21 protein-coding genes are annotated in these 20,398 nt (G+C 75.3%); 7 read left to right on the top strand and 14 right to left on the bottom strand.

Translation table 11 applies throughout. The annotated features are described in order from the left end of the window. Window positions 1–126: 126 nt before the first annotated feature. Complete coding sequence (locus ACFQ8T_RS02765) at window positions 127–492, top strand: DoxX family protein (RefSeq protein WP_430545023.1); 366 nt, start codon at window positions 127–129, stop codon at window positions 490–492. A gap of 18 nt (window positions 493–510) precedes the next feature. On the opposite strand, the gene ACFQ8T_RS02760 is transcribed toward ACFQ8T_RS02765, so the two are convergent. Further along, window positions 511–927: a winged helix-turn-helix transcriptional regulator gene (locus ACFQ8T_RS02760; RefSeq protein ID WP_430545022.1), complete on the bottom strand. Its 417-nt coding sequence runs from the start codon at window positions 925–927 to the stop codon at window positions 511–513. 138 nt (window positions 928–1,065) lie between these two features. On the opposite strand from ACFQ8T_RS02760, the gene ACFQ8T_RS02755 reads away from it, so the two are divergent. Beyond that, window positions 1,066–1,431 carry a DoxX family protein gene (locus tag ACFQ8T_RS02755; RefSeq protein ID WP_430545021.1) on the top strand — a complete coding sequence of 122 codons (366 nt, stop codon included), beginning with the start codon at window positions 1,066–1,068 and terminating at the stop codon, window positions 1,429–1,431. A 1-nt stretch (window position 1,432) separates the two neighbouring features. On the opposite strand, the gene ACFQ8T_RS02750 is transcribed toward ACFQ8T_RS02755, so the two are convergent. Together ACFQ8T_RS02750 and ACFQ8T_RS02745 are read right to left on the bottom strand one after the other, a co-directional pair. Next, entirely contained in the window at window positions 1,433–1,855 is a 423-nt protein-coding gene (locus ACFQ8T_RS02750; protein ID WP_430545020.1) for a DUF779 domain-containing protein, read from the bottom strand. Between the two features lie 4 nt (window positions 1,856–1,859). Continuing rightward, entirely contained in the window at window positions 1,860–3,383 is a 1,524-nt protein-coding gene (locus ACFQ8T_RS02745) for an aldehyde dehydrogenase family protein (RefSeq protein ID WP_430545019.1), read from the bottom strand. A 179-nt stretch (window positions 3,384–3,562) separates the two neighbouring features. Between ACFQ8T_RS02745 and ACFQ8T_RS02740 the strand changes: the two genes are divergently transcribed. Continuing rightward, window positions 3,563–3,952 (top strand): hypothetical protein, encoded by a 390-nt coding sequence (locus ACFQ8T_RS02740; RefSeq protein WP_430545018.1) that lies wholly within the window; start codon window positions 3,563–3,565, stop codon window positions 3,950–3,952. A gap of 4 nt (window positions 3,953–3,956) precedes the next feature. On the opposite strand, the gene ACFQ8T_RS02735 is transcribed toward ACFQ8T_RS02740, so the two are convergent. Next, entirely contained in the window at window positions 3,957–5,231 is a 1,275-nt protein-coding gene (locus tag ACFQ8T_RS02735; protein ID WP_430545017.1) for a GAF domain-containing protein, read from the bottom strand. 115 nt (window positions 5,232–5,346) lie between these two features. Here ACFQ8T_RS02735 and ACFQ8T_RS02730 point away from each other — a divergent pair, with 115 nt between their 5' ends. Beyond that, entirely contained in the window at window positions 5,347–6,300 is a 954-nt protein-coding gene (locus ACFQ8T_RS02730; protein ID WP_430545016.1) for an SDR family oxidoreductase, read from the top strand. Window positions 6,301–6,313: 13 nt separating this feature from the next. Here ACFQ8T_RS02730 and ACFQ8T_RS02725 read toward each other — a convergent pair whose 3' ends face one another. Together ACFQ8T_RS02725 and ACFQ8T_RS02720 are read right to left on the bottom strand one after the other, a co-directional pair. Then, entirely contained in the window at window positions 6,314–6,601 is a 288-nt protein-coding gene (locus ACFQ8T_RS02725; RefSeq protein WP_430545015.1) for a DUF3175 domain-containing protein, read from the bottom strand. A gap of 48 nt (window positions 6,602–6,649) precedes the next feature. Then, a complete protein-coding gene (locus ACFQ8T_RS02720; RefSeq protein ID WP_430545014.1) occupies window positions 6,650–7,630 on the bottom strand; it encodes a bile acid:sodium symporter family protein in 981 nt (326 codons plus the stop codon). Between the two features lie 159 nt (window positions 7,631–7,789). On the opposite strand from ACFQ8T_RS02720, the gene ACFQ8T_RS02715 reads away from it, so the two are divergent. Then, window positions 7,790–8,761, top strand: coding sequence for an MBL fold metallo-hydrolase (locus ACFQ8T_RS02715; protein WP_430545013.1), 972 nt, complete (start codon window positions 7,790–7,792; stop codon window positions 8,759–8,761). Here ACFQ8T_RS02715 and ACFQ8T_RS02710 read toward each other — a convergent pair. From ACFQ8T_RS02710 to ACFQ8T_RS02700, 3 genes are all read right to left on the bottom strand, one after another. After that, the gene (locus tag ACFQ8T_RS02710; protein ID WP_430545012.1) at window positions 8,734–9,717 is read right to left on the bottom strand and encodes a serine hydrolase; all 984 of its coding nucleotides are present in this window, start codon (window positions 9,715–9,717) and stop codon (window positions 8,734–8,736) included. The two genes, ACFQ8T_RS02715 and ACFQ8T_RS02710, sit on opposite strands and share 28 nt — an antisense overlap. Continuing rightward, complete coding sequence (locus tag ACFQ8T_RS02705; RefSeq protein WP_430545011.1) at window positions 9,714–10,598, bottom strand: LysR family transcriptional regulator; 885 nt, start codon at window positions 10,596–10,598, stop codon at window positions 9,714–9,716. Before ACFQ8T_RS02705 ends, ACFQ8T_RS02710 begins: the two co-directional genes overlap by 4 nt. A gap of 100 nt (window positions 10,599–10,698) precedes the next feature. Beyond that, window positions 10,699–11,565 (bottom strand): SDR family oxidoreductase, encoded by an 867-nt coding sequence (locus ACFQ8T_RS02700; RefSeq protein ID WP_430545010.1) that lies wholly within the window; start codon window positions 11,563–11,565, stop codon window positions 10,699–10,701. A 160-nt stretch (window positions 11,566–11,725) separates the two neighbouring features. Here ACFQ8T_RS02700 and ACFQ8T_RS02695 point away from each other — a divergent pair, with 160 nt between their 5' ends. Beyond that, a complete protein-coding gene (locus tag ACFQ8T_RS02695; RefSeq protein ID WP_430545009.1) occupies window positions 11,726–12,151 on the top strand; it encodes a winged helix-turn-helix transcriptional regulator in 426 nt (141 codons plus the stop codon). A 3-nt stretch (window positions 12,152–12,154) separates the two neighbouring features. On the opposite strand, the gene ACFQ8T_RS02690 is transcribed toward ACFQ8T_RS02695, so the two are convergent. After that, on the bottom strand, window positions 12,155–13,231 hold the full coding sequence (locus tag ACFQ8T_RS02690; protein ID WP_430545008.1) for a hypothetical protein: 1,077 nt from the start codon (window positions 13,229–13,231) through the stop codon (window positions 12,155–12,157). After that, window positions 13,228–14,403 carry an SPFH domain-containing protein gene (locus ACFQ8T_RS02685; RefSeq protein WP_430545007.1) on the bottom strand — a complete coding sequence of 392 codons (1,176 nt, stop codon included), beginning with the start codon at window positions 14,401–14,403 and terminating at the stop codon, window positions 13,228–13,230. The genes ACFQ8T_RS02690 and ACFQ8T_RS02685 overlap by 4 nt, the downstream gene beginning before the upstream one ends. Before the next feature lie 181 nt (window positions 14,404–14,584). Here ACFQ8T_RS02685 and ACFQ8T_RS02680 point away from each other — a divergent pair, with 181 nt between their 5' ends. Beyond that, window positions 14,585–15,223, top strand: coding sequence for an NTP transferase domain-containing protein (locus ACFQ8T_RS02680; RefSeq protein WP_430545006.1), 639 nt, complete (start codon window positions 14,585–14,587; stop codon window positions 15,221–15,223). Window positions 15,224–15,292: 69 nt separating this feature from the next. Here ACFQ8T_RS02680 and ACFQ8T_RS02675 read toward each other — a convergent pair whose 3' ends face one another. Genes ACFQ8T_RS02675 through ACFQ8T_RS02665 form a run of 3 tightly spaced genes read right to left on the bottom strand, consistent with a single transcriptional unit; the run spans window position 15,293 to window position 20,327 of the window. Further along, window positions 15,293–18,232 carry a molybdopterin-dependent oxidoreductase gene (locus ACFQ8T_RS02675; RefSeq protein WP_430545005.1) on the bottom strand — a complete coding sequence of 980 codons (2,940 nt, stop codon included), beginning with the start codon at window positions 18,230–18,232 and terminating at the stop codon, window positions 15,293–15,295. Then, a complete protein-coding gene (locus ACFQ8T_RS02670; RefSeq protein ID WP_430545004.1) occupies window positions 18,229–19,083 on the bottom strand; it encodes an FAD binding domain-containing protein in 855 nt (284 codons plus the stop codon). The genes ACFQ8T_RS02675 and ACFQ8T_RS02670 overlap by 4 nt, the downstream gene beginning before the upstream one ends. After that, the gene (locus tag ACFQ8T_RS02665) at window positions 19,074–20,327 is read right to left on the bottom strand and encodes an XdhC family protein (RefSeq protein WP_430545003.1); all 1,254 of its coding nucleotides are present in this window, start codon (window positions 20,325–20,327) and stop codon (window positions 19,074–19,076) included. Before ACFQ8T_RS02665 ends, ACFQ8T_RS02670 begins: the two co-directional genes overlap by 10 nt. Window positions 20,328–20,398: the final 71 nt, after the last annotated feature.

Here is a 20,398-nt window from a genome sequence, read left to right as displayed (position 1 = left end):
CGTTCCGGTCACGCTGTCCCCGCGCTAGGTTCCCAGCAGGCACGACGGCGTCGCCGCTCCGCACCGTGCACGACCCCAGGCACCGCCGCCGCCCCGCCGACGAGCTTCTGCCGCGAGGAGGCACGGATGAACATCGGACTGTGGGTCGCCGCCGCACTGTTGGCGGCGCTCTACCTGGCGGTGGGCGTCGCCAAGCTGACCCGCCGACGCGACCGGCTCCGCACTGCCATGGGGTGGGTGGACGACTTCCCGGTCGTCGTGGTGCGGCTCATCGGCCTGGCGGAGATCGCGGGCGCGCTGGGCCTGATCCTCCCGCTGGCCACCGACGTCCAGCCATGGCTGACCCCGACCGCGGCGACCTGCCTCGTCGTGCTGCAGGCGCTGGCGATCGCGGTGCACGTGCGCCGCCGCGAGCTCGCGCAGCTGTGGGTCAACGTGCTCCTGCTGCTGGCCGCCGCGTTCGTCGCCGTCGGACGGTTCGCCGGCTGGTGACCTGGCCGACGGCGCCCGTCAGCCCTCGGCGCGCGCCGCGTCGTAGGCCTCGCGGTGCTCCCGGATGGCGTCCGTGTGAGCGAACGCCCACTCCACCAGCGCGACGACCGGCGGCAGGAGCGTCGCCCCCAGGTCGGTGAGCGCGTAGTCGACGCGCGGGGGCACGACGGCGTGCACCGTGCGGCTCACGAGCCCGTCCCGCTCGAGCTGGCGCAGCGTGAGCGTGAGCATCCGCTGCGAGATGCCCTCGATGCCGTGCAGCAGCTCCGTGAACCGCCGGGGGCCGGGCGCGAGCGTCCCCAGCACGAGGGTGCTCCACTTGTCGCCCACGCGGTCGAGGACGGCGCGGACCTCGCTCGTGGCCTCGTCGGCGTGGCACGACGCACCCAGCACCGGGCGTCCCGGCACGTGCCCGACCTGCTCCGTCGTCGCCATCCCCGCTCCGTCCGATGTGCCTGAGGCACACGGGTGTGCCTTTTGTACGCCCACCCATGATTACCCATCATGCTGCCAGGCACAAAGAGTGACCGACCAGACGGGTCGTCACCGGCCGGACCCCCCGAAGGATGCAGCATGAACCTCGCCCTGTGGATCGCCTCCGGCCTGCTCGCCGCCATGTTCCTCATGGCCGGGCTCGGGAAGGCCCTGCGGCCCGCGGCCGCGCTCCAGGAGCAGATGCGCTGGGTCACCCCCGAGCGGCTCGCCGCCGTGCGGGTGCTCGCCTGGCTCGAGGTGATCGGCGCCGTCGGCGTGGTCCTGCCCTGGGCCACGGGCGTCGCGCCCGTGCTGACCCCGATCGCCGCCGTCGGCCTCGCCGTCACGCAGGTCGGCGCGATCCCGCTGCACCTGCGCCTCGGCGAGGGCAGGAGCGTGCCGGTGAACGTCGTCCTGCTCGCGCTCGCCGTGTTCGTCGCCGTCGGCCGGTTCGCCGCCCTCTGAGCTACCCGCGGGCCGGCAGCGCCGCCCACTCCGCGTCGGTGAGCAGCCGCGAGCGGATGAGGAACCGCACGCCCTCGGGCGCCTCGACGCTGAACCCGGCGCCGCGGCCGGGCACGACGTCGATCGTCAGGTGCGTGTGCTGCCAGTACTCGAACTGGGCGCGGCTCATCCACACCGGCACGGTGAACTCCTCCCCCGTCGCGCCGGGTGCGTCGTCCGGCCCGTCGACGAGGCGCAGGTCGCCCAGGTGCACGTCGGCGTCGCCCAGCAGGAAGTCGCCGTCCGGGTAGCACATCGGGCTGGACCCGTCGCAGCAGCCGCCGGACTGGTGGAACATCAGCTCGCCGTGCTGACGCCGCAGCCGGGCGAGGAGCCCGGCCGCGGCGTCGGTCACGGCGACACGGGAGATCGTGTCGTCGGTCATCGGTCTAGAAGAACCCGAGCTTCTGGCCCGAGTAGCTGACCAGGAGGTTCTTGGTCTGCTGGTAGTGGTCGAGCATCATCTTGTGGTTCTCGCGCCCGACGCCCGAGCCCTTGTACCCGCCGAACGCCGCCGCCGCGGGGTACGCGTGGTAGCAGTTCGTCCAGACGCGCCCGGCCTCGATCGTGCGGCCGGCGCGGTACGCCGTCTCGCCCTGCCGGGACCAGACGCCGGCGCCCAGGCCGTAGAGGGTGTCGTTGGCGATCTTCATGGCGTCGTCGAAGTCCGCGAACTCCGTCACGGACACGACCGGCCCGAAGATCTCCTCCTGGAAGATCCGCATGGAGTTCTTGCCCTCGAACACGGTGGGCGTCACGTAGTAACCGCCCGCCAGGTCGCCGTCGAGCTCGGCCCGGTGCCCGCCCGTGAGGACCTTGGCGCCCTCCGCCTTGCCGATGTCGATGTACGACAGGATCTTCTCGAGCTGGTCGTTGCTCGCCTGCGCGCCGATCATCGTCTCGGTGTCCAGCGGGTTGCCCTGCTTGACCGCCCTCGTGCGCTCCAGGGCGTCGCCCAGGAACTGGTCGTAGATGTCGGCCTGGATGAGCGCGCGCGACGGGCAGGTGCACACCTCCCCCTGGTTGAGGGCGAACATCGTGAACCCCTCGAGCGCCTTGTCGTAGTAGTCGTCCCTGGCCGACGCGACGTCCGAGAAGAAGATGTTCGGGCTCTTGCCGCCCAGCTCCAGCGTGACCGGGATGATGTTCTGCGACGCGTACTGCATGATCAGGCGGCCGGTCGTGGTCTCGCCCGTGAACGCGATCTTGCGGATGCGCGAGCTCGACGCGAGCGGCTTGCCCGCCTCGACGCCGAAGCCGTTGACGACGTTGACGACGCCGGGCGGCAGCAGGTCGCCGATGAGGTCCATGAGGAACAGGATCGACGCCGGCGTCTGCTCGGCCGGCTTGAGCACGACGGCGTTGCCCGCCGCGAGCGCCGGCGCCAGCTTCCACGTGGCCATGAGGATCGGGAAGTTCCACGGGATGATCTGCCCGACGACGCCGAGCGGCTCGTGGAAGTGGTACGCGACGGTGTCCTCGTCGATCTCCGAGATCGACCCCTCCTGGGCGCGGATGGCGCCGGCGAAGTAGCGGAAGTGGTCGATGGCGAGCGGGATGTCGGCGGCGAGCGTCTCGCGGACGGGCTTGCCGTTCTCCCACGTCTCCGCGACGGCGATCTTCTCGAGGTTCGCCTCCATCCGGTCGGCGATCCTGTGGAGCACGTTCGCCCGTTCCGTGACGGACGTACGCCCCCACGCGGGCGCCGCGCCGTGGGCGGCGTCCAGGGCGCGCTCGATGTCCTCGGCGTTGCCGCGGGCCACCTCGGTGAAGGTCTGCCCGGTGACCGGGCTGGGGTTCTCGAAGTACTGCCCGCTCGCGGGCGGGACGTACTCGCCGCCGATCCAGTGGTCGTACCGGGCGCGGTACTCGGCGACCGCCCCGGGCTGACCGGGGGCTGCGTAGACGGTCATGCTGCCTCCTCGCACGTGCGGCGCCTCGTCGCGCCGCGATGGACGCGACGGTAGGAGGCGCAGGGTTGCAGTTCCGTTGCAGTGCGGCCCGCACGAGGTCCCGGGCTGGACCCTGGCCCGAGCGGACCGCAGGATCGGCGGAGGGCCGGGAGCCGGCCCGCGACGGTACGGGGGCGTCGATGCGCGGCAGGTCGCGGTTGCTGATCGGCGCGGGAGTGGTGCTCGCCGTGGTGGTGGGCGTCTTCGTGCTCACGCCCGGCGCGCTCGCCCGGTCCCAGTTCGTCCTCCGGGAGCAGCGCACCTCCTGCGGCGAGGTCGAGCACGGCGTGCAGGGCGGCGGGATCCCCGCCGACGCGCGTGACTGCCTCGACGCGGCGTGGGAGTCCGGGGCCGAGCTCACGGTGATGACTCCGACCACCGAGGGCGACCCGACGTTCACCTACTACCGTGTCGGGGGCGGCGGCCTCGAGATCTTCCACGACACGTCAGGCGACACCTACGGGCCGGGCACGTGGAGCCGCAGCGTCTGCCCCGGCGACGACCTCGAGGGCGCGCTCGAGCGCTGCTGACCGCTCAGCTCAGCTCGGTGTCGAGCAGCCCGGCACGGGCGCGGGCGCGCACGGCCTGCGGGCTGCCGGCCGGGGCGACGTCGAGCAGGCGGGTCCAGGCGGCGTGGTCGTCGGCGCCGTCGGCCCCGCGCACCCAGGCGTCCAGGGCGTCGGGGTCGCCGGCGGCGAGGACGGCGGCGCGCACCTCGGCGGAGAGCTCCGCCCGCAGCTGCTCGACGCCGGGGGCGACGGACCGCGGCAGCAGCGGCGCGTAGGCGACGACGGCGGCGCGGACGTCGCCGGCGGCGAGGGCCGCGCGCACGTCGCCCGCGTCGGTGCGCAGGGGGCGGGCGAGCCGGTAGGGGCGCGACCCGGCGAGCAGCGCGCCGACGACGTGCCGCAGCCGCGAGACCTCGGCCCGCACGGTGACGTCGGACAGCTCGCCGGGGTGCAGCAGCACGGCGAGCTCGTCGGCGGCCAGGCCCCGCGGGTGCTCCGCGAGCAGCAGCAGGATCTCGGCGTGCCGCAGGGACAGCGGCCGCTCCCCCGCGGGCGTCCGCAGCAGCGGGCGGCCGAGCACGCGGAGGTCGACCGGCGCGACGCCGGACGGGTGCGGGGCCGCGGCGGCGCGGGTCGCGAGCTCGCGCTCCACGGTGGCGACGGTGGCCCGCACGAGCGACAGCACGACGTGCGTCGCCGCGGCCCGCCGACCGGTGACGTCGAGGACGCCCAGCACGCGTCCGGTGCGGGGGTCGCGGATGGGTGCGGCCGCGCAGCTGAGCTCCTGCACGGGGCGCGAGAAGTGCTCGGCGCCGATCACCTGGACGGCGCGGCGGGTCGCGAGGGCCGTCCCCGGCGCGTTGGTGCCGACGCTCTCCTCGCCCCACACCGCGCCCTCGACGAACCCCACCCGGTCGACCGTGCCGCGCAGCCGGCGGTTGCCCTCCACCCAGAGCAGGCGGCCGATCTCGTCGGAGACGGCGACCACCAGGCCGTCGTCCGCCGCGCCGTCGACCACGAGCTCGCGCACCACCGGCATGACGGCGGCGAGCGGGTGGGCGGCGCGGTAGGCGGCGAGCTCGCTGTCGCCGAGCGCGACCTGCGGGTGCGGGGTGTCCGGGTCGACGCCGCTGCGCAGGGAGCGGCGCCACGAGTCGGCGACGACGGGGTCGATGCCTCCGGGCGGCTCGCCCGTGCCGAGGAAGCGCTCGTACGCCGCGCGCACGCTGCGGGGGTCACGACGCACGCCTGCCGCGCGGGCCCCGTCCCCGCGGGCCATCGACGTGGCCGAGCGTTCCACCGCGACCTCCCGACGTCGTCGTCCGGTGCGTGCGGCACAGTCTAGGGGGCGGACAGCCCAGCCACGGATCGTCGGACCCTGGATCACCCCCGCGCCGTCGGGCACCGTGGGGCGCATGACACGCACCGAGCGCGACCCCGTCCTCCCCGACCTCGCCCTGCCTGATCTCACCGGACGGCGCGCGCTGGTGACCGGCGCGAGCGACGGCGTCGGCCTGCGGATCGCGACCCGGCTGGCGGGGGCCGGGGCAGAGGTCCTGCTGCCGGTGCGCAACCCGCGCAAGGGCGCGGCGGCCGTCGAGCGGATCCGCGCGCGGCACCCGGGGGCGCGGCTCGTCCTCCACGAGCTGGACCTGGCGTCCCTCGCGTCGGTCGCGGCGCTGGCGGACACCCTCGAGGGCGCGGGCGAGCCGATCCACCTGCTGGTCAACAACGCGGGGGTCATGACCCCGCCGGAGCGGCAGGTCACCGCCGACGGCTTCGAGCTGCAGCTCGGCACGAACCACCTCGGCCACTTCGCGCTCACCGCCCACCTGCTGCCGCTGCTCCGGGCGGGGCGGGCCCGCGTCACGACGCAGTCGAGCGTCGCCGCCCGCCGCGGCGCGATCCTGTGGGACGACCCGAACGCGGAGCGCCGGTACGACGGCCGCCGCTCCTACGACCGGTCGAAGATCGCCTGCGGGCTGTTCGGCCTCGAGCTCGCCCGCCGCAGCGCGGCCGCCGGCTGGGGCGTCACGAGCAACGTCTCGCACCCCGGCGTGGCCCCGACGAGCCTGCTCGCCGCGCGGCCCGAGGTCGGCCGCGCCGGGGACACCCGGGCGGTGCGCGTCATCCGCTGGCTCTCCGCGCGCGGCCTCGTCGTGGGGACCGTCGAGAGCGCCGCGCTTCCCGCGCTCCTCGCGGTCGCCTCGGCCGAGGCGCGCGACGGCGGCTTCTACGGCCCGCGCTGGCCGGGACACCTCGGCGGCCCGCCCGGGCCGCAGCGGCCCTGGGCCCCGCTGCGCAGCGCCGACGACGCCGCGCGCCTGTGGGCACTGTCGGAGGAGCTCACCGGGGTCACGTTCCCCTGAGCGCCACGGCCGATCAGTCGCGTCCGAACGCCCTGCTCAGCTCGTCCTTCGCGCGCTCGAGGACGTCGCGCTGCGCCGCGGGGAGGTTCTTCCCGGCCCGGTTGACGGAGAACGTCAGCATCGACATGGCCGACTGGTACGCCGAGCCCTTGCGTCGGTCGCTCGCCTCGGCGGACCGCTTCAGGGACGCGGCGATGCGCGCCGGGTCGTCCCCGGCGAAGACGTCGTCCTCCAGGTCGAGCGCGTCGGAGTGCTCGGTGACGTCCTGCGACCACCGCTCGCCGTCGTCGTCCTCGGCCATGCCACGACGCTAGGCCGGGGGCCGGGATGCTCGCAGCCGCCCCGTTGCTCAGTCCCGCAGGGCGAGGCGGCGGGCGAGCACGGCGCAGACCACGAGCTGGAGCTGGTGGAAGATGATCACCGGGACGGCGATGACGCCGGCCGCGGCGACCGGGAACAGCACGCTCGCCATGGGGAGGCCGGTGGCGAGCGACTTCTTGGACCCGCACATGAGCAGCGCGATCCGGTCCTCGACGGGCAGCTTGAGCGCGGCTCCGCCCCACCACGTGAGCCCGAGCATGATCGCCAGGAACACCCCGCTCACCCCGAGCAGCACGACGATCGCCCAGGCGGAGGTGCCGGCCCACACGCCCGCGGAGCTCGCCGCCGCGACGGCCGAGAACACGACGACGAGGATGGTCCCGCGGTCGACGGACAGGGTGAGCCAGCGGCGGGCGCGGACCCAGTCGCCCACCCACGGCTGCAGCAGCTGACCCACGACGAACGGGAGCAGGAGCTGCAGGAGCACGGTCTGCAGCCCGTCGAGGCCGTGCCCGGCCGTGGCGCCTGCTCCGCCGTCGGCGTCGGTCATGAGCCACAGCACCAGCAGCGGGGTGAGCACCATGCCGAGCACGTTGGACACGGTGGCGCCGCAGATCGCGCCCGCGACGTTGCCGCGCGCCACGGACGTGAACGCCACCGACGACTGCACCGTCGACGGCAGCAGCGACAGGTAGAGCATCCCGGCGGCGAGCGGCGCGCCGACCAGCGGGGCGATCGCCCACGCGACGACGAGGCCGAGCACCGGGAACAGCACGTACGTGGCGACGAGGATGCCGCCCTGCAGGCGCCAGTTGCGCAGCCCGGCCCACACCTCGCGGGTCGACAGGCGCGCGCCGTAGACGAGGAACAGGATCGTCACCGCGACGTCGGCCGCGACGTCGACGACCTGCTGCACCCCCGGGCCGACGGGCACCACCAGCCCCAGCACCATCACCACGACCAGCGTGACGACGAACGGGTCCACCCAACGGCTCAGCACACGACGCACCGGGCGAGTGTAGGGAGTGCAGCGCCGGAGGCGCGGACACGTCCGCGCGGCACCGACCGGACACCCATACCCGACGCGCATGAAACGACCGCCACGAGTCTTGGTGGGCATCGGTCGCGGGGTGGCACGGTCGTGGCCACGACGACCCGAGGAGACGACATGACCCCGACCGTCCGCCGCCGGACCCTGTTCGGCATGGCCGGAACCGCCGCTGCCGGAGCGCTGACCGGCGCCCCTGCCCTCGCCGCGCCCCGGGTGCCGGACCGAGGTGCGGCCGGCCACGCGACGTTCCGCTGGCTCGGCGTGGCGGGCTGGCAGGTCCGCACGCCGCGCGCCCACCTGCTGGTCGACCCCTACCTCACCCGGTTCGACACAGGGCTGGGGAAGGGACTGTTCGACCGCGGCACGCGGCTCACGGTCGACCCGGCGGCGATCGACGACGTGCTGGGGCGGCCCGACCGGGCAGGCCGGGTCACCGCGACCCTGGTCACGCACACCCACTGGGACCACTTCGGCGACGTCCCGCACATCGCCGCGACCCGGGGCGGCACGGTGTTCACCACCCTGACGGGATATCACCTCGCACGGTCCTTCGGTGTGGCCGACGACCAGCTCGCGGTGCTCAAGGGCGGCGAGGAGATCGTCGTGGGTGACCTGGTGGTCCGCGCCGTCCGGTCGTTGCACAGCCGGTCCGGCAACGGTGGGGTGCTGTTCCCCGGGGTGCGCCACGCGGTGCCGGAGCGCCCCGCGACCATCGCCGACCTGCCGGAGGGCGACACGCTGGCGTACCTCCTGCGCGCGCCGTCGGGCCGCAGCGTGCTGCTCCTGGGGGCGAGCGACTTCGACGACGTGTCGTTGCGCGGGCTGCGGCCCGACGCGGTCGCCGTGCCGGTCCCGGCGAACGACGTCACCAGCGAGTACGCCTCCCGGCTCATGGACGTCCTCGGCGGGCCGAGGCTGGTCGTCCCCGTCCACTGGGACCACTTCGAGGCCTCGCCGACCGACCCGCCCACCGTGCAGGACGACGGGACGGCCGACCGGCTGCGTGCCACGGTGGCCGCGATCCGACGCGTGTCGCCCCGGACCCGCGTCGTCGTGCCGGACTACCGGAGCTCGCTCGACCTGCTCTGACGGACCGCCCGGATCACGGGCGTGGTGGGGCGTGGCGGGGGCGCGGTGCGGCGCACCAGGTCGTGCAGCCGGCGAGCGGCACGACCGAGCGCCATCTCCGCGGCCGGCTGCGCCCCCGCCGCCGCGCTGGACCGGCTGAGGACGACGACGACGAACCGGCCGCCGTCCGCGTGCTCGACGACCCCTGCCTCGTGCCGCAGGTTGAGCACGGTGCCCGTCTTGGACGACCAGGTGGACGAGTCGCGGTCGAACTCGGGCGCCAGGCGTTGCCGGTGCACGTTGGAGGCGAGGAGCTCGCGCAGGCGGCCGGACACCGCGTGGTCCAGCCGGTCCGGGTCCCAGACCGCGCCGAGGAGGTCCGCCAGCACGCGCGCCGAGGAGGTCGTCGACACCGAGACGTCGAGCGACCGGATCACGCTCCCTCCGCTCGCCGTGCTCGCCAGCGCCGCGAAGGCGTGCCCGAGGCCCGGCGCGAGGTGTTCCAGGGCCTCAGCCGGGGTGTCGTCCAGCTCGCCGAGACCGTGCCGGATCTCGACGTCCGGCACCCGGAGCTCGCGCAGCACCCGGCTGACGTGGGCGGGAGGGGTCAGGGCGAGCAGCGCGTCGCAGGCGCTGCTGTCGCTCAGCGAGACGGCCAGGTAGAGCAGGTCGTCGAGGGCCACTGACGCCGGGTGCCTGAACCGCGTGATGCCCGGCGGTCCCGGGCTTGTCGCACGCCCCGGGTCGACCACCACCGTCGAGGCGGCGTCGAGCTCCCGGCGACGGATCCGCTCGAGCGTCGCGAGAGCTACCGGGACCTTGACGAGGGAGGCGACCGGGAGTTCGAGGTGCGGGTCGACGCCGACCTCCCGACCGGAATCGAGATCGCGGACGAGGATCCCCGCGGTCAGGCCGGCATCGGCGAGCTCGTCCCGTACCCGCCGGACCTCGTCCGCCGCGGCGGCTCCCGCGATCACGTGGGGAGCTCCGCGGCGCCGAGAGCGAGCGCGATCGCCTCGGCCAGGGCGTCGATCGAGGCGGTCGCGGTCACGGGGTCGCCGGGCCGCAGCTCCAGACGGTGCGCCCGGGCGAGGTCGAGGCCGCCCGGCGACGTCCAGGAGAGCCCCAGCTCGCGCGCCTGCACCGGGGTGCAGAGCAGCAGGTCCGCGCTGGTCGTCACCGCGGCCAGCGCGGGGACCAGCGGGGCCACCCGCACCTGCCGTGGCAGACAGCCTGCTGCCGCGGCGTGCCGGGCCAGGGCGTCGCCGACGAGGGCGTTGTCGTCCTCCGGGGTCACCCACACGCGCCGCGGCGGTCCGGGGTCGCCACGGCGCGGGGACAGCTCGTCGAGGTACACCCGTGCCCCGCCGTCCGGGCCGCCACCTCCCCACCCCAGCGGGGCGGTCCAGCGCGCCGCACCCGTCGTCGCCACGACGAGCGCGGCGTCCGCGCGCGAGTCGCGCACCATCTCCGCGCGTCGCGCCGGAGGGGCAGGCAGCGGCCGCAGCACGATCCCCGCCTGCCGGGCATCAGCGATGAGCGTGGCCGTGACCGTCGGCGAGAGGTCCTCCGGGATCGCGAGGCGCAGCGGCGGCGCCTCGCGCATCGCCGCCGCCGCCCGCAGGTCGTCCGCCGCCTCGACGACGCGCTGGGCGGCCGGAAGCAGCCGGCTCCCCAGCCCCGTGAGGAACACCTCGCGCGTCGTCCGGTCGAACAGACGCCCACCGAAGTGCGTCTCGAGCGCGGCGACGCGGCGGCTCACGACGGGCTGTGGCACGCCGATCGCCGCCGCGCCGCCGGTGAAGCTGCGCCTCTCGCTCACCGCGACGAACGCACGGCAGGTGTTCTCGAGGTCCACGGGGCGATTATCCCCACCGTGCTCTCGCGACCCGCGGAGCGACCGGCGAACCGGCGGGACGACGGGACGCCTGCGGGTCAGGGCGGCACGGCGGAGGCGTTCAGCCCCGCAAGCCCCTGCGCAGGCCGTCGGCCAGCGGCGTGGTGGGGCGGCCGATCAGACCGGCGAGAACGCCCGTCGTCTCCGCCAGGAGCCCGGCGCGGGTGTCGGCGTCCAGCGCGACGAGGAATCCGGCCGTGCCCTCGTCGAGGCCGGCGGCGAGCAGCGCGGCGCGGTGTTCCTCGGGCTCGACCGAGCGGTAGGTCACGGGACGGCCGAGCACCTCCGTGACGGTGCGCGCGAGCTCGTCGAAGTCCCACGCGACGTCGCCGGTGAGCTCGTGGACGGCGTCGTCGTGCGCGCCGTCGGTGGCGAGCGCGACGACGGCCGCGGCCTCGGCGTAGTCGGCGCGGCTCGCGCTGGCGACGCGGCCGTCCCCGACCGAGGCGACGATCTCCCCGGTCTCCCGGGCCCGCTCGACGTCAGGCAGGTAGTTCTCGGTGTACCAGCCGTTGCGCAGCACCGTCGTGGTCAGGCCGGACGCCGCGAGCAGCTCCTCGGTCGCCTTGTGCTCCGGTGCGAGGATCAGGGGGGAGGTGTCGGCGTGCGGGGCGCTCGTGTAGACGACGCGGCGGACGCCGGCGCCCTTGGCCGCGTCGATCACGGCGCCGTGCTGGCGGATCCGCTGGCCGACGGCGGAGCCGGAGACGAGCACCAGCACCTCGACGCCGTCGAGGGCGGGGGCCAGCGTCTCCGGGCGGTCGTAGTCGGCCTCGCGGACGACGACGCCACGCTCCGCGAGATCCGCGACCTTCGCCGTCGAGCGGGCGAGGGCGACGACGTCCGCGGGCGCGGCGCCGCGGGCGAGGAGGGACTCGACGACGAGGCGACCCAGGTGGCCGCTGGTGCCGGTGACGGCGATGGTCATGGTGATGCTCCTTCGGGTGCTGGCTCAGGTCGGGCTCGCGGCCGGGCCCGTCGACCGGACCGCCCCGCCAGCATGCACTTACTTTTCGTTAGTGCCAACCAGATGAGTGTGCGGCGCTCGTCACAGTGCCTGCGTGCGGAGCGCGCCGTATCCTGTCCGAGTGACCCCTGACTCCCCCGCCGTCGCCCCGGTCGACGCCGTCGACGCCGGCCCGACGGACGCGATGATCGCCGACGTGTTCTCGCGCGGGTGCACCTCGCGGCAGGCGCTGGAGGCGGTCACCGGGCGCTGGGGCGTGCTCACGGTGGCCGGGCTGCGCGACGGAGCCGTGCGGTTCAACGCGCTGCGCCGCCGCATCGACGGGGTGAGCGAGAAGATGCTCGCCCAGACCCTCCAGGCGCTCGAGCGCGACGGCATGGTCGCCCGCGAGGTGCGCACCACCATCCCGCCGCACGTCGAGTACTCGCTCACCGACCTCGGCCGCCGCGTCGCCGACCGGCTCGTGGGACTGCTGGACGTCCTCGAGGGCTCGGTCGACGAGGTCAGCGCGGCCCAGCGGGCGTACGACGCGCGCCGCGACGCCTGACCCTCACGTCCGCGAGGTCACGTACCAGAGCACGAGCGCCGCGACGACGAGGAGCGCGACGACCACGGCGACCGCGATCTTCACCGCGCTGAACGGCCGCCGCCCGACCACCTGCCCGGTGTTCGCGTTGACCATGACCTGCCACTGCCGGCCCGCGTACACGTAGGTCGCGATCCACAGCGGCAGCAGCACGAGCTTGAACATCACGTCGGTGTAGGCGGTGGTCACCGAGCCGACCCGCTGCTCGTCGCCGCCGATGTCCCGCCGGACGTCGGCCCGGACGGTCTTGGCCATCGTCTCCTTGGCCCGCTCGAGTCCGGCGGCGGGCTCCACCTCGTACCGGGCCGCCGAGTACCCGGCGAGATACTCCGCCCGGAACGGCACGGCGTCCTCGAGCGGCCACGGCCCGAGGCGGCGGAGATCGGCCTCGGACACCTGGGACGAGGCCGGGACCAGGACGTCGTCGAAGGACCGCTCGACCCGTCCCGTGACCGGCGTCCAGCTCACCCGCCGCTCCTGCCGCTCGTCGTCGCCGTCCTTCACCGTGACGTGGTACGCGTCACCGCGCTGGCCCGTGTACGACGACGACGTCTCTGCGTCGAAGGTCCAGTGGGGCACGTACGAGCCGTGCAGCGACTCCGTGTCGCCGACCTTCTTGAGCTCGCTCGGTGCGAAGGGGCGCGAGCGCACCCAGCGCCGGAACGCCTCGCGCGCCCGCGCCCGCTCCACGCCGAACGGCACGACCGCCTCCGGCTGCACGAGCCCGTCCACCTCCGCGACGGCGACGAGGTGGCCGCCGCAGAAGCGGCACGCCGCGGACAGGTCGGTGCCGCGCGTCGTCGCGCCGCACCCGTCGCAGGTGAGCAGGCGGTCGTCGAGGGCGATCGCACGCGCCCCGTCCTGGGCGGCGGCCCACGCGTCGAACGAGTGCTCGTCGACGGCGTCGCCCGCCGCGTGGACGATCGCCACCTCGCCGCCGCACGCCCCGCACCGCAGGTGCTGCGTGCCGGGCACGTAGGCGAGCTGGGACCCGCAGGCGTCGCAGCGCGTGCGGACGAGGTCCTCCCGCACGTCGCTCACGGCCGCGCCTCCGTGCCGCTCGACGTGCCGCTCGACGTGCCCGCGTCGGGCGGCAGCGGGGGCGGCGTCGCGGCGAAGAGCGGGGCGAGCGCGGGCACCTGCCCGGCCGGCGTCCAGGCGGCCATGCCCTGCCGCCACACGAGGGTCTCGCGCGTGAGGCCGCCCGCGTCGACGAGCGCGGCGACGTCCGCCGCGCTGCCGGGCCCGGCCTGCGCCCCGCCGGCCGACCAGAACCACGGGGACTCGGCGACCGGCAGCGGCGGCGGGCCCGCGGGAGCCGGCGTCACGGCCGGCGGGACGGCCGCCGCGGGCTGCGCCGCCGACGCGAGCGCCTGGGCCATCTGCTGCCCCATCGCCATGCCCATCCCGAGTCCGAGCCCCTCGCCGGCCCCGCCCGGGTTCGCGGCGGCGGTCTCGATCGCCGTCGCCGACTGGAACTTCGCGTACTGGTCGAGGTCCCCGACGACGGCCATCCGGGTCCGCTTGTCCAGCGCCGCCTCGACCTCCGGCGGGAAGGAGACGTTCTCGAGGACGAGGCGCGGCACGGCGACGCCGTACTCCGTGAGGTCCTCGGTGAGCTGGTCCGCCAGGCGGCCGGCGATCTCGCGCTGGTTCGCGGCGAGGTCGATCACGGCGACGCCCGCCTCGGCCAGCGCCGGGCCGAGCCGGCCCACGACGAGGCTGCGGAAGTAGTCGCCGATCTCGTCCGTACGGAACTGCGGGTCGGTGCCCACCAGCTGGCGCAGGAGCGCGGCGGGGTCGACCACCCGCAGCGCGTAGGTGCCGTACGCACGCACGCGGACCGCGCCGAGCTCGGGGTCGCGGAGGATCAGCGGGTTCTGCGTGCCCCACGTGAGGTCCGTGAGCTGGCGGGTCGCGACGAAGTAGACCTCCGCCTTGAACGGCGAGCTGAAGCCGTGCTTCCAGCCCTGGAGGGTGGACAGCACCGGCAGGTTCTTCGTCTCGAGCGTGTACGTGCCCGGGGCGAAGACGTCGGCGAGGCGCCCCTCGCTGACGAACACCGCCGCCTGCCCTTCGCGCACGACCAGCCGGGCCTGGTTCTTGATCTCGTTGCCCTGGCGGGGGAAGCGCCAGACGATCGTGTCCCGGCTCTCGTCGAGGAACTCGACGATGTCGATCAGCTGTCCACGCAGCTTCTCCAAGAAGCTCATCCGGAATCCTTCGGTCTCGTTCGGGGCCGGCCGTTCGGGTCGCGCGGCCGCTGGGCCGCGCTGAGCATAGCGGCGTCTGGCGCCGCCGATGACGGCACCAAGCCCCGGCAAAACGTGCTGGTCGGGGCGGTGAACCCGGGAGTGCTCCGGCACCGGCCCGCCCGCGACCTATCCTGGCCGGGTGCCCGCCGCTCCCCTGTCCCCCGACCCGACGGACACCGCCGCGGTGCTCCTCGCGGCCGGCGCGGGCACCCGGCTCGGCCGCGGCCCCAAGGCTCTGCTCCCCCACCGTGGCCGCCCCCTCGTCGAGCACGTCGCGGACGTCCTCCTCGCCGGCGGGTGCGGCGCCGTGCGCGTGGTGCTCGGCGCCGAGGCGGACCGCGTGCTCGCCGAGGCCGCGTTCCCGGACCCGGCCGTCCGCGTCGTCGTCAACCCCGCCTGGGCGACGGGGATGGCCTCCTCGCTGCGTACGGGCGTCACCGCCGCGCTGGGGCTCGGCCCGCGGCGCGTCGTCGTCGCCCACGTCGACCAGCCCGGCGTCGCTCCCGAGGACGTCGCACGCCTGCTCGCGGCGCACCGTCCCGGCCGGGTCGCAGCCTCGCGGTGGGCCGATGCGACGGCGTCCGACGGGAGCCGCCCGCGCTGGGCGCACCCGCTCGTGCTGGACGCCGAGCTCGCCGGGCCCGCCGCCGCGAGCGCCGTCGGGGACGCCGGGGCGCGCGCCTTCCTGCGCGCGCACGCCGACCTCATCGACGTCGTCACGCACCCCGGCGACGGCCGCGACGTCGACACCGAGGCCGACCTCGACCTCCTCGCCTGATCGTTGTGGGTGGGCGTGTGGCCCTGTTCGCGCCCGAAACAGGGCCAAACGCCCACCCACGACGGTCGGTCAGGGCGTCGCGGCGGCCTTGATGCCCAGGTAGACCTTGTCGCGGGACAGCGGGAGCTCGGTGAACCGCACGCCGGTGGCGGCGCGCAGCGCGTTGGCGAACGCGGGGGCCACGGGGTTGAACGGGCTCTCGCTCATGGACTTCGCCCCCATCGGCCCGGTGGAGTCCGACGTCTCGGCGAAGTACACCTCGCTGCGGGGCACGTCCGCGAAGGTGGGCAGGTGGTACTGGCGGAAGATGTCGGTCGTGACGCGGCCGGCGTCGTCGATCACGACGTCCTCGTACAGCGCGGCGCCGAGGGCCTGCGCGATGCCGCCCTCGACCTGGCCGCGACACTGCCGGGGGTTGACGACCTCGCCGGCGTCCGCGGCCTGGACGCTCTGCAGGATGCGGATCTCGCCGGTGCCGCGGTGCACGGCCACGCGGAAGCCGTGCACGTTGAACGCGACGGACCGGGGCGTGCCGCCCCAGCGGCCCTCGGCCTCGAGCCGCACGCCCGCGGCCTGCGCATGGCGCGCCACCTTGGCGAGCGGCACGACGGCGCCGCCCTCGTACTCGACGCCGCCGGGCACCAGGCGGCAGTCAGCGGGCGCCGTCCCGGTGAGCGACGACGCCACCACGCGCACCCGCTCCGCCAGCTCCGTGGCCGCCGCGAGCGACGCCTTGCCCGCCACCACGGTGCCGGTGGACCCGAACGCGCCGGTGTCGTGCTCCACGAGGTCCGTGTCGGACTGCTTGACGACGATGTCGGCGGCCCGCTGCCCGAGCGCGCTGGCCACGAGCTGGGCGTGCACCGTCGTGGTGCCGTTGCCGAACTCGGCGGTGCCGACCTCGGCCTCGACCACGCCGTCCGGGCGCAGCCGCGCGCGGGCGTGCGCCACGTGCCCGCGCGGCGGCACCGTGTCGATCATCGACAGCGCCGTGCCCTCGCCGACGCCCCACTCGTCCCCGAGCCACGGGCGCGTCGGCTCCGTGGGGTCGGCGCCGTACGCCGCGACGTCGCGCGCCCTGCCGCGGGCCAGCGCGTCGTCGGCCAGCGCGATGCACTGGTCGAGGCCGTAGCTGCCGTACAGCACGTCCTCCTCGGGCTCGGGCGCGGTGGACAGCATCGGCACGCCCGGGTGCACCACGTTGCGGCGGCGCAGCTCGAGCGGGTCGAGGCCGAGCTGCCGGGCCAGCTCGTCCATCGCGGACTCGACGGCGAAGATCATCTGGCTCAGCCCGTACCCGCGGAACGCGCCCGACGGCAGGGTGTGCGTATAGACGGCGTGCGCGTCGACCTTCTTGTTCGCGCAGGAGTAGACGGCGATCGACTCGCCGCAGCCGTGGAACATCACGCCCGGCCCGTGGTTGCCGTACGCGCCGGTGTTGCTCAGCACGTCCAGGTGCAGCGCGGTCAGCGTGCCGTCGCGGCGGGCGCCCGCCCGGACCCGGATGCGGAACGGGTGCCGGGTCGTCGTGCCGACGAACGTGTCGCTGCGCGTGAGCTCGAGCTGCACCGGCCGGCCGAGCCGCAGGGCCGCGAGCCCCGCGACGTCCTCGACCAGCACCTCCTGCTTGCCGCCGAACCCGCCGCCCACGCGCTCGCACACCACGCGCACGCGGTCCATGGGCAGGTCCAGCACGCGCGCGAGATGGCGCCTCGCGAGGAAGGGCACCTGGGTCGAGGACCGCACCACGAGCCGGCCGTCGTCGTCGAACGACGCGATCGCCGCGTGCGTCTCGAGCGCCGCGTTCTGCACCCGCTGCGTGCGGTAGGTGGCCTCGTGCACGACGTCGGCCTCCGCGAGGCCCGCCTCGACGTCACCGAGCTCGGAGTGCAGCTCCGCGACGACGTTCGCCTCCGGACGCGAGACCCGTGCGGTCGCGGCGTCCAGGTCGGGGTGCACGAGCGGCGCGCCGGGGACCATCGCCTGCTCGGGGTCGATCAGCGCGGGCAGCACCTCGTACTCCACCCGCAGCCGGCGCACGCCCTCCTCCGCCGCGGCCACCGAGTCGGCGACGACGGCGGCCACGCGCTGCCCGACGTGCCGGACGACGTCGTCGAGGATGCGGGTGTCGTCGGGGTCGTCCGTCCACAGCTCGTGCTGGGCCGTGCTGAACCGGGCGGCGGGCGCATCCTCGTGCGTGAGCACCGCGCGGACCCCGGGCACGGCGAGCGCGTCGGAGGCGTCGACCGACAGGATCCGCGCGTGAGCCTGCGGCGACCGCGCCAGCTTGAGGTGCAGCAGCCCCGGGTACGCCTCCGGGTCGACGTCGAGGGTGTAGCGCACCTGGCCGGTCACCACGCCGCGGCTCGCGGGCGCAGGCTCCGAGGTGCCGAACGCCGTGCCCGACGCGGCGGAGCCGGCCGTCCGGTCCCCGGCGCCGCGGGAGCGCTGCGGCGTCCACCCGTCGTGGGCGTGGTCACAGGGCGCGGCCCCGGCCGGGTGGGCCGTGCCGCACGCGTCGTCGCCGAGCACCGCGTCGGCGACCGCCCGGTAGCCCGTGCACCGGCACAGGTTGCCCTTGAGGTTGCGGGGCAGGTTCGCGCGCTGGTCGTCGTCGAAGGTCGCGGCAGTCATGATCATGCCGGCGGTGCAGAAGCCGCACTGGAAGCCCTGCGCGTCGTGGAACCGCTGCTGCACGGGGTGCAGCCCGTCCGCCGTCGGCTCCTCGGCCGTGGCGGCGAGGCCCCCGATCGTCGTGACGTCGCGCCCGGCGGCGCGCCGCGCGGGGTACACGCAGCTGTGCACGGGGACGCCGTCGACGTGCACGGTGCACGCGCCGCAGTCGCCGCCGTCGCACCCCTTCTTGACGCCGAGCGAGCCCTGCTCGCGCAGGAACGTGCGCAGGCACTGGCCGGCGCGCGGCACGGCGTCCACGTCGCGGCCGTCCACCCGGAGCACGGGCGAGGAGCCCGGGGAGAGGGTCGTGGGGCGGGTGGTCGCGTCGGTCATCGCCGGCCTCCGTCGGTCAGCTCGGCGCGGATCTCCTCCGCGAGCCGGTAGGTCATGTCGCGGCGCCACTCGGGCAGGCCGTGGATGTCGTCGTGGTAGAGCTCGGACGGGATCGCGACGTCGATCGCGGCGGCCAGCCCGACGGCGTCGGGGTGCGCGCCGGCGGGGAACCGCAGCTGCACCGGCCGACGGGTCGACGCGGTCACGGTGATCACCAGCTCGCCGCCGTCCTCGGGGGCGTCGAGGCGGCCGATCAGCAGGACCCCGGAGCGTCCGAGGTTCGACAGCGACAACCGCCGGTAGGCGGTGCGGGCGCGGAGCGTCGCGGCCGGGAGCCGGATCGCGCGCAGCAGCTCGCCCGGGGCGAGGGTGTTGCGCATCTCGCCGGTGACGAGCTCCGCCACGGGCTGGGTGCGCCTGGCGCCGCCCGGGCCCCACACCTCGGCGACGCCGTCCAGCGCCGCGGTGAGCGACGTCATCGGGCCCGCGGGCAGCGACGTCGCGACGTTGCCGCCGACGGTCGAGGTGTTCCAGATCTTGAACGACGCGACGAACGCGTCGCAGCACGGGCGCACGAGGTCGAGCGCGCGCCACGCGCCGCGCACCGGTCCCGACGCGGCGGCCTCCGGGAAGGCGTACAGCTCGGCGACGGTGCAGGTCGCGGCGATCTCCAGCCCCTCGTCGGTCACGGTGAGCGCGGGCCAGCCGGCGGTCGTGACGTCCAGCAGGCGGCGCAGCGTCTGGCTGCCGTACGAGAACAGGACGGTGCCGCCGGCCAGCCACGCGTCGCCCTCGCGCCAGTCGGCGGGGTCGGCGGTGGGGACCAGGTCGGTGACGGTGTTCATGTCCACCGGGGGTGCTCCTTGGTTCGGGTGGTGCTGGAGGTGGTGCCCGAGGTCGTGCCAGGGGTCGTCCCGGCGGCCGCGTGCAGCGGCCCGTCGGTGCGGCTCAGGGGGACGGCCGCGTCGCGGCCGTAGCGGACCGCGACGAGCTCGGCGACGACCGACACGGCCACCTCCTCCGGCGTCACGGCTCCGAGGTCGAGGCCGATCGGCGAGCGCAGCCGGGCCAGCCGGTCGGGGGTCACGCCCTCGTCGCGCAGGGCCTGCATCCGCTGGGCGTGGGAGCGGCGCGAGCCCATCGCGCCCACGTACGCGAGCGGCAGCCCGAGCGCGAGCCGCAGGGTCGGGACGTCGAACTTCACGTCGTGGGTGAGGACGGCGACGGCGGTGCGGGCGTCGAGCCGGCCGGCGGCGACCTCGGCGGCGAGGTACCGGTCCGGCCAGTCCACGACCACCTCGTCCGCCTGCGGGAACCGGTGCGGCGCGGCGAACACCTCCCGGGCGTCGACGAGCGTCACGCGGTACCCGAGCAGGTGCACGGCGCGCACGAGCGCGCCGGCGAAGTCGTTGGCGCCCACCACCACGAAGCGCGGGGGCGCCAGCCGGGTCTCGACGAGCAGCGTGACGGGCTCCTCCGGGGCGCCGTCGTCGCACGCGCCGTCGGGAACGCCGGGGGCGGCGTGGACCGTGGCGGCGCCGCCCGCCCGCAGCACGGCCGCGACCTGCGCGGACACCGCGGGCAGCGCGCCGTCGTCCACCAGCCCCCGCAACGGGTTGTCAGGGCCACACACGGGTTCTGGTGCTCCTGGCCCTGACGGCTCGGGCAGAAGGATGGTCGTGGGTCGCGCGACGTCGAGGCGGCGGACGAGGGCAGCGGGAGCTCCGCCGTCGGCGACGAGGCGCGCAAGCGCGACGGCGGCGGGGTCGTCCGGGTCCCCGGGGCGCACGGGCTGCACGTGCACCTCGAGGCTGCCGCCGCAGGTGAGCCCGACGGCGAACGCGTCATCGTCGGAGTAGCCGAAGGTCTCGCGGTGGCACTCGCCGACGGCGATCGCGTCGAGCGCGGCCGCGTGCACGGCCGCCTCCACGCAGCCGCCGGAGAGGCTGCCGACGACGGCGCCGTCGGCGCGCACGGCCATCGCCGTGCCGACGGGCCGCGGCACGGAGCCGGACGCGCCGACCACCGTCGCGACGGCGAACGGCTGCGCGCCGGGCTCGAGCCACGCGGCCAGCTGGTCAGCCAGGGTGAGCATCTGGGGTCCCTCCCCGTCGGGGGGGGGCGCGCCCGGGGGGGGCCGCCCGCCCCCAGGAGGCCTGAACCCGC

Origin of the sequence: Isoptericola sp. NPDC056618, from assembly GCF_042792715.1 — a bacterium.
GTDB lineage: Bacteria > Actinomycetota > Actinomycetes > Actinomycetales > Cellulomonadaceae > Isoptericola > Isoptericola nanjingensis.
Note: the sequence above shows the minus strand (reverse complement) of the source record. Positions and strands in the feature narration are given on the sequence as shown.

Coding starts and splice junctions, on each gene's coding strand:
- ACFQ8T_RS02740 (WP_430545018.1), top strand. CDS start 3,563: ATGCGCGGCAGGTCGCGGTTGCTGATCGGCGCGGGAGTGGTGCTCGCC.
- ACFQ8T_RS02715 (WP_430545013.1), top strand. CDS start 7,790: ATGACCCCGACCGTCCGCCGCCGGACCCTGTTCGGCATGGCCGGAACC.
- ACFQ8T_RS02745 (WP_430545019.1), bottom strand. CDS start 3,383: ATGACCGTCTACGCAGCCCCCGGTCAGCCCGGGGCGGTCGCCGAGTAC.
- ACFQ8T_RS02725 (WP_430545015.1), bottom strand. CDS start 6,601: ATGGCCGAGGACGACGACGGCGAGCGGTGGTCGCAGGACGTCACCGAG.
- ACFQ8T_RS02760 (WP_430545022.1), bottom strand. CDS start 927: ATGGCGACGACGGAGCAGGTCGGGCACGTGCCGGGACGCCCGGTGCTG.
- ACFQ8T_RS02685 (WP_430545007.1), bottom strand. CDS start 14,403: ATGAGCTTCTTGGAGAAGCTGCGTGGACAGCTGATCGACATCGTCGAG.
- ACFQ8T_RS02765 (WP_430545023.1), top strand. CDS start 127: ATGAACATCGGACTGTGGGTCGCCGCCGCACTGTTGGCGGCGCTCTAC.
- ACFQ8T_RS02730 (WP_430545016.1), top strand. CDS start 5,347: ATGACACGCACCGAGCGCGACCCCGTCCTCCCCGACCTCGCCCTGCCT.
- ACFQ8T_RS02665 (WP_430545003.1), bottom strand. CDS start 20,327: ATGCTCACCCTGGCTGACCAGCTGGCCGCGTGGCTCGAGCCCGGCGCG.
- ACFQ8T_RS02755 (WP_430545021.1), top strand. CDS start 1,066: ATGAACCTCGCCCTGTGGATCGCCTCCGGCCTGCTCGCCGCCATGTTC.
- ACFQ8T_RS02700 (WP_430545010.1), bottom strand. CDS start 11,565: ATGACCATCGCCGTCACCGGCACCAGCGGCCACCTGGGTCGCCTCGTC.
- ACFQ8T_RS02750 (WP_430545020.1), bottom strand. CDS start 1,855: ATGACCGACGACACGATCTCCCGTGTCGCCGTGACCGACGCCGCGGCC.
- ACFQ8T_RS02675 (WP_430545005.1), bottom strand. CDS start 18,232: ATGACCGACGCGACCACCCGCCCCACGACCCTCTCCCCGGGCTCCTCG.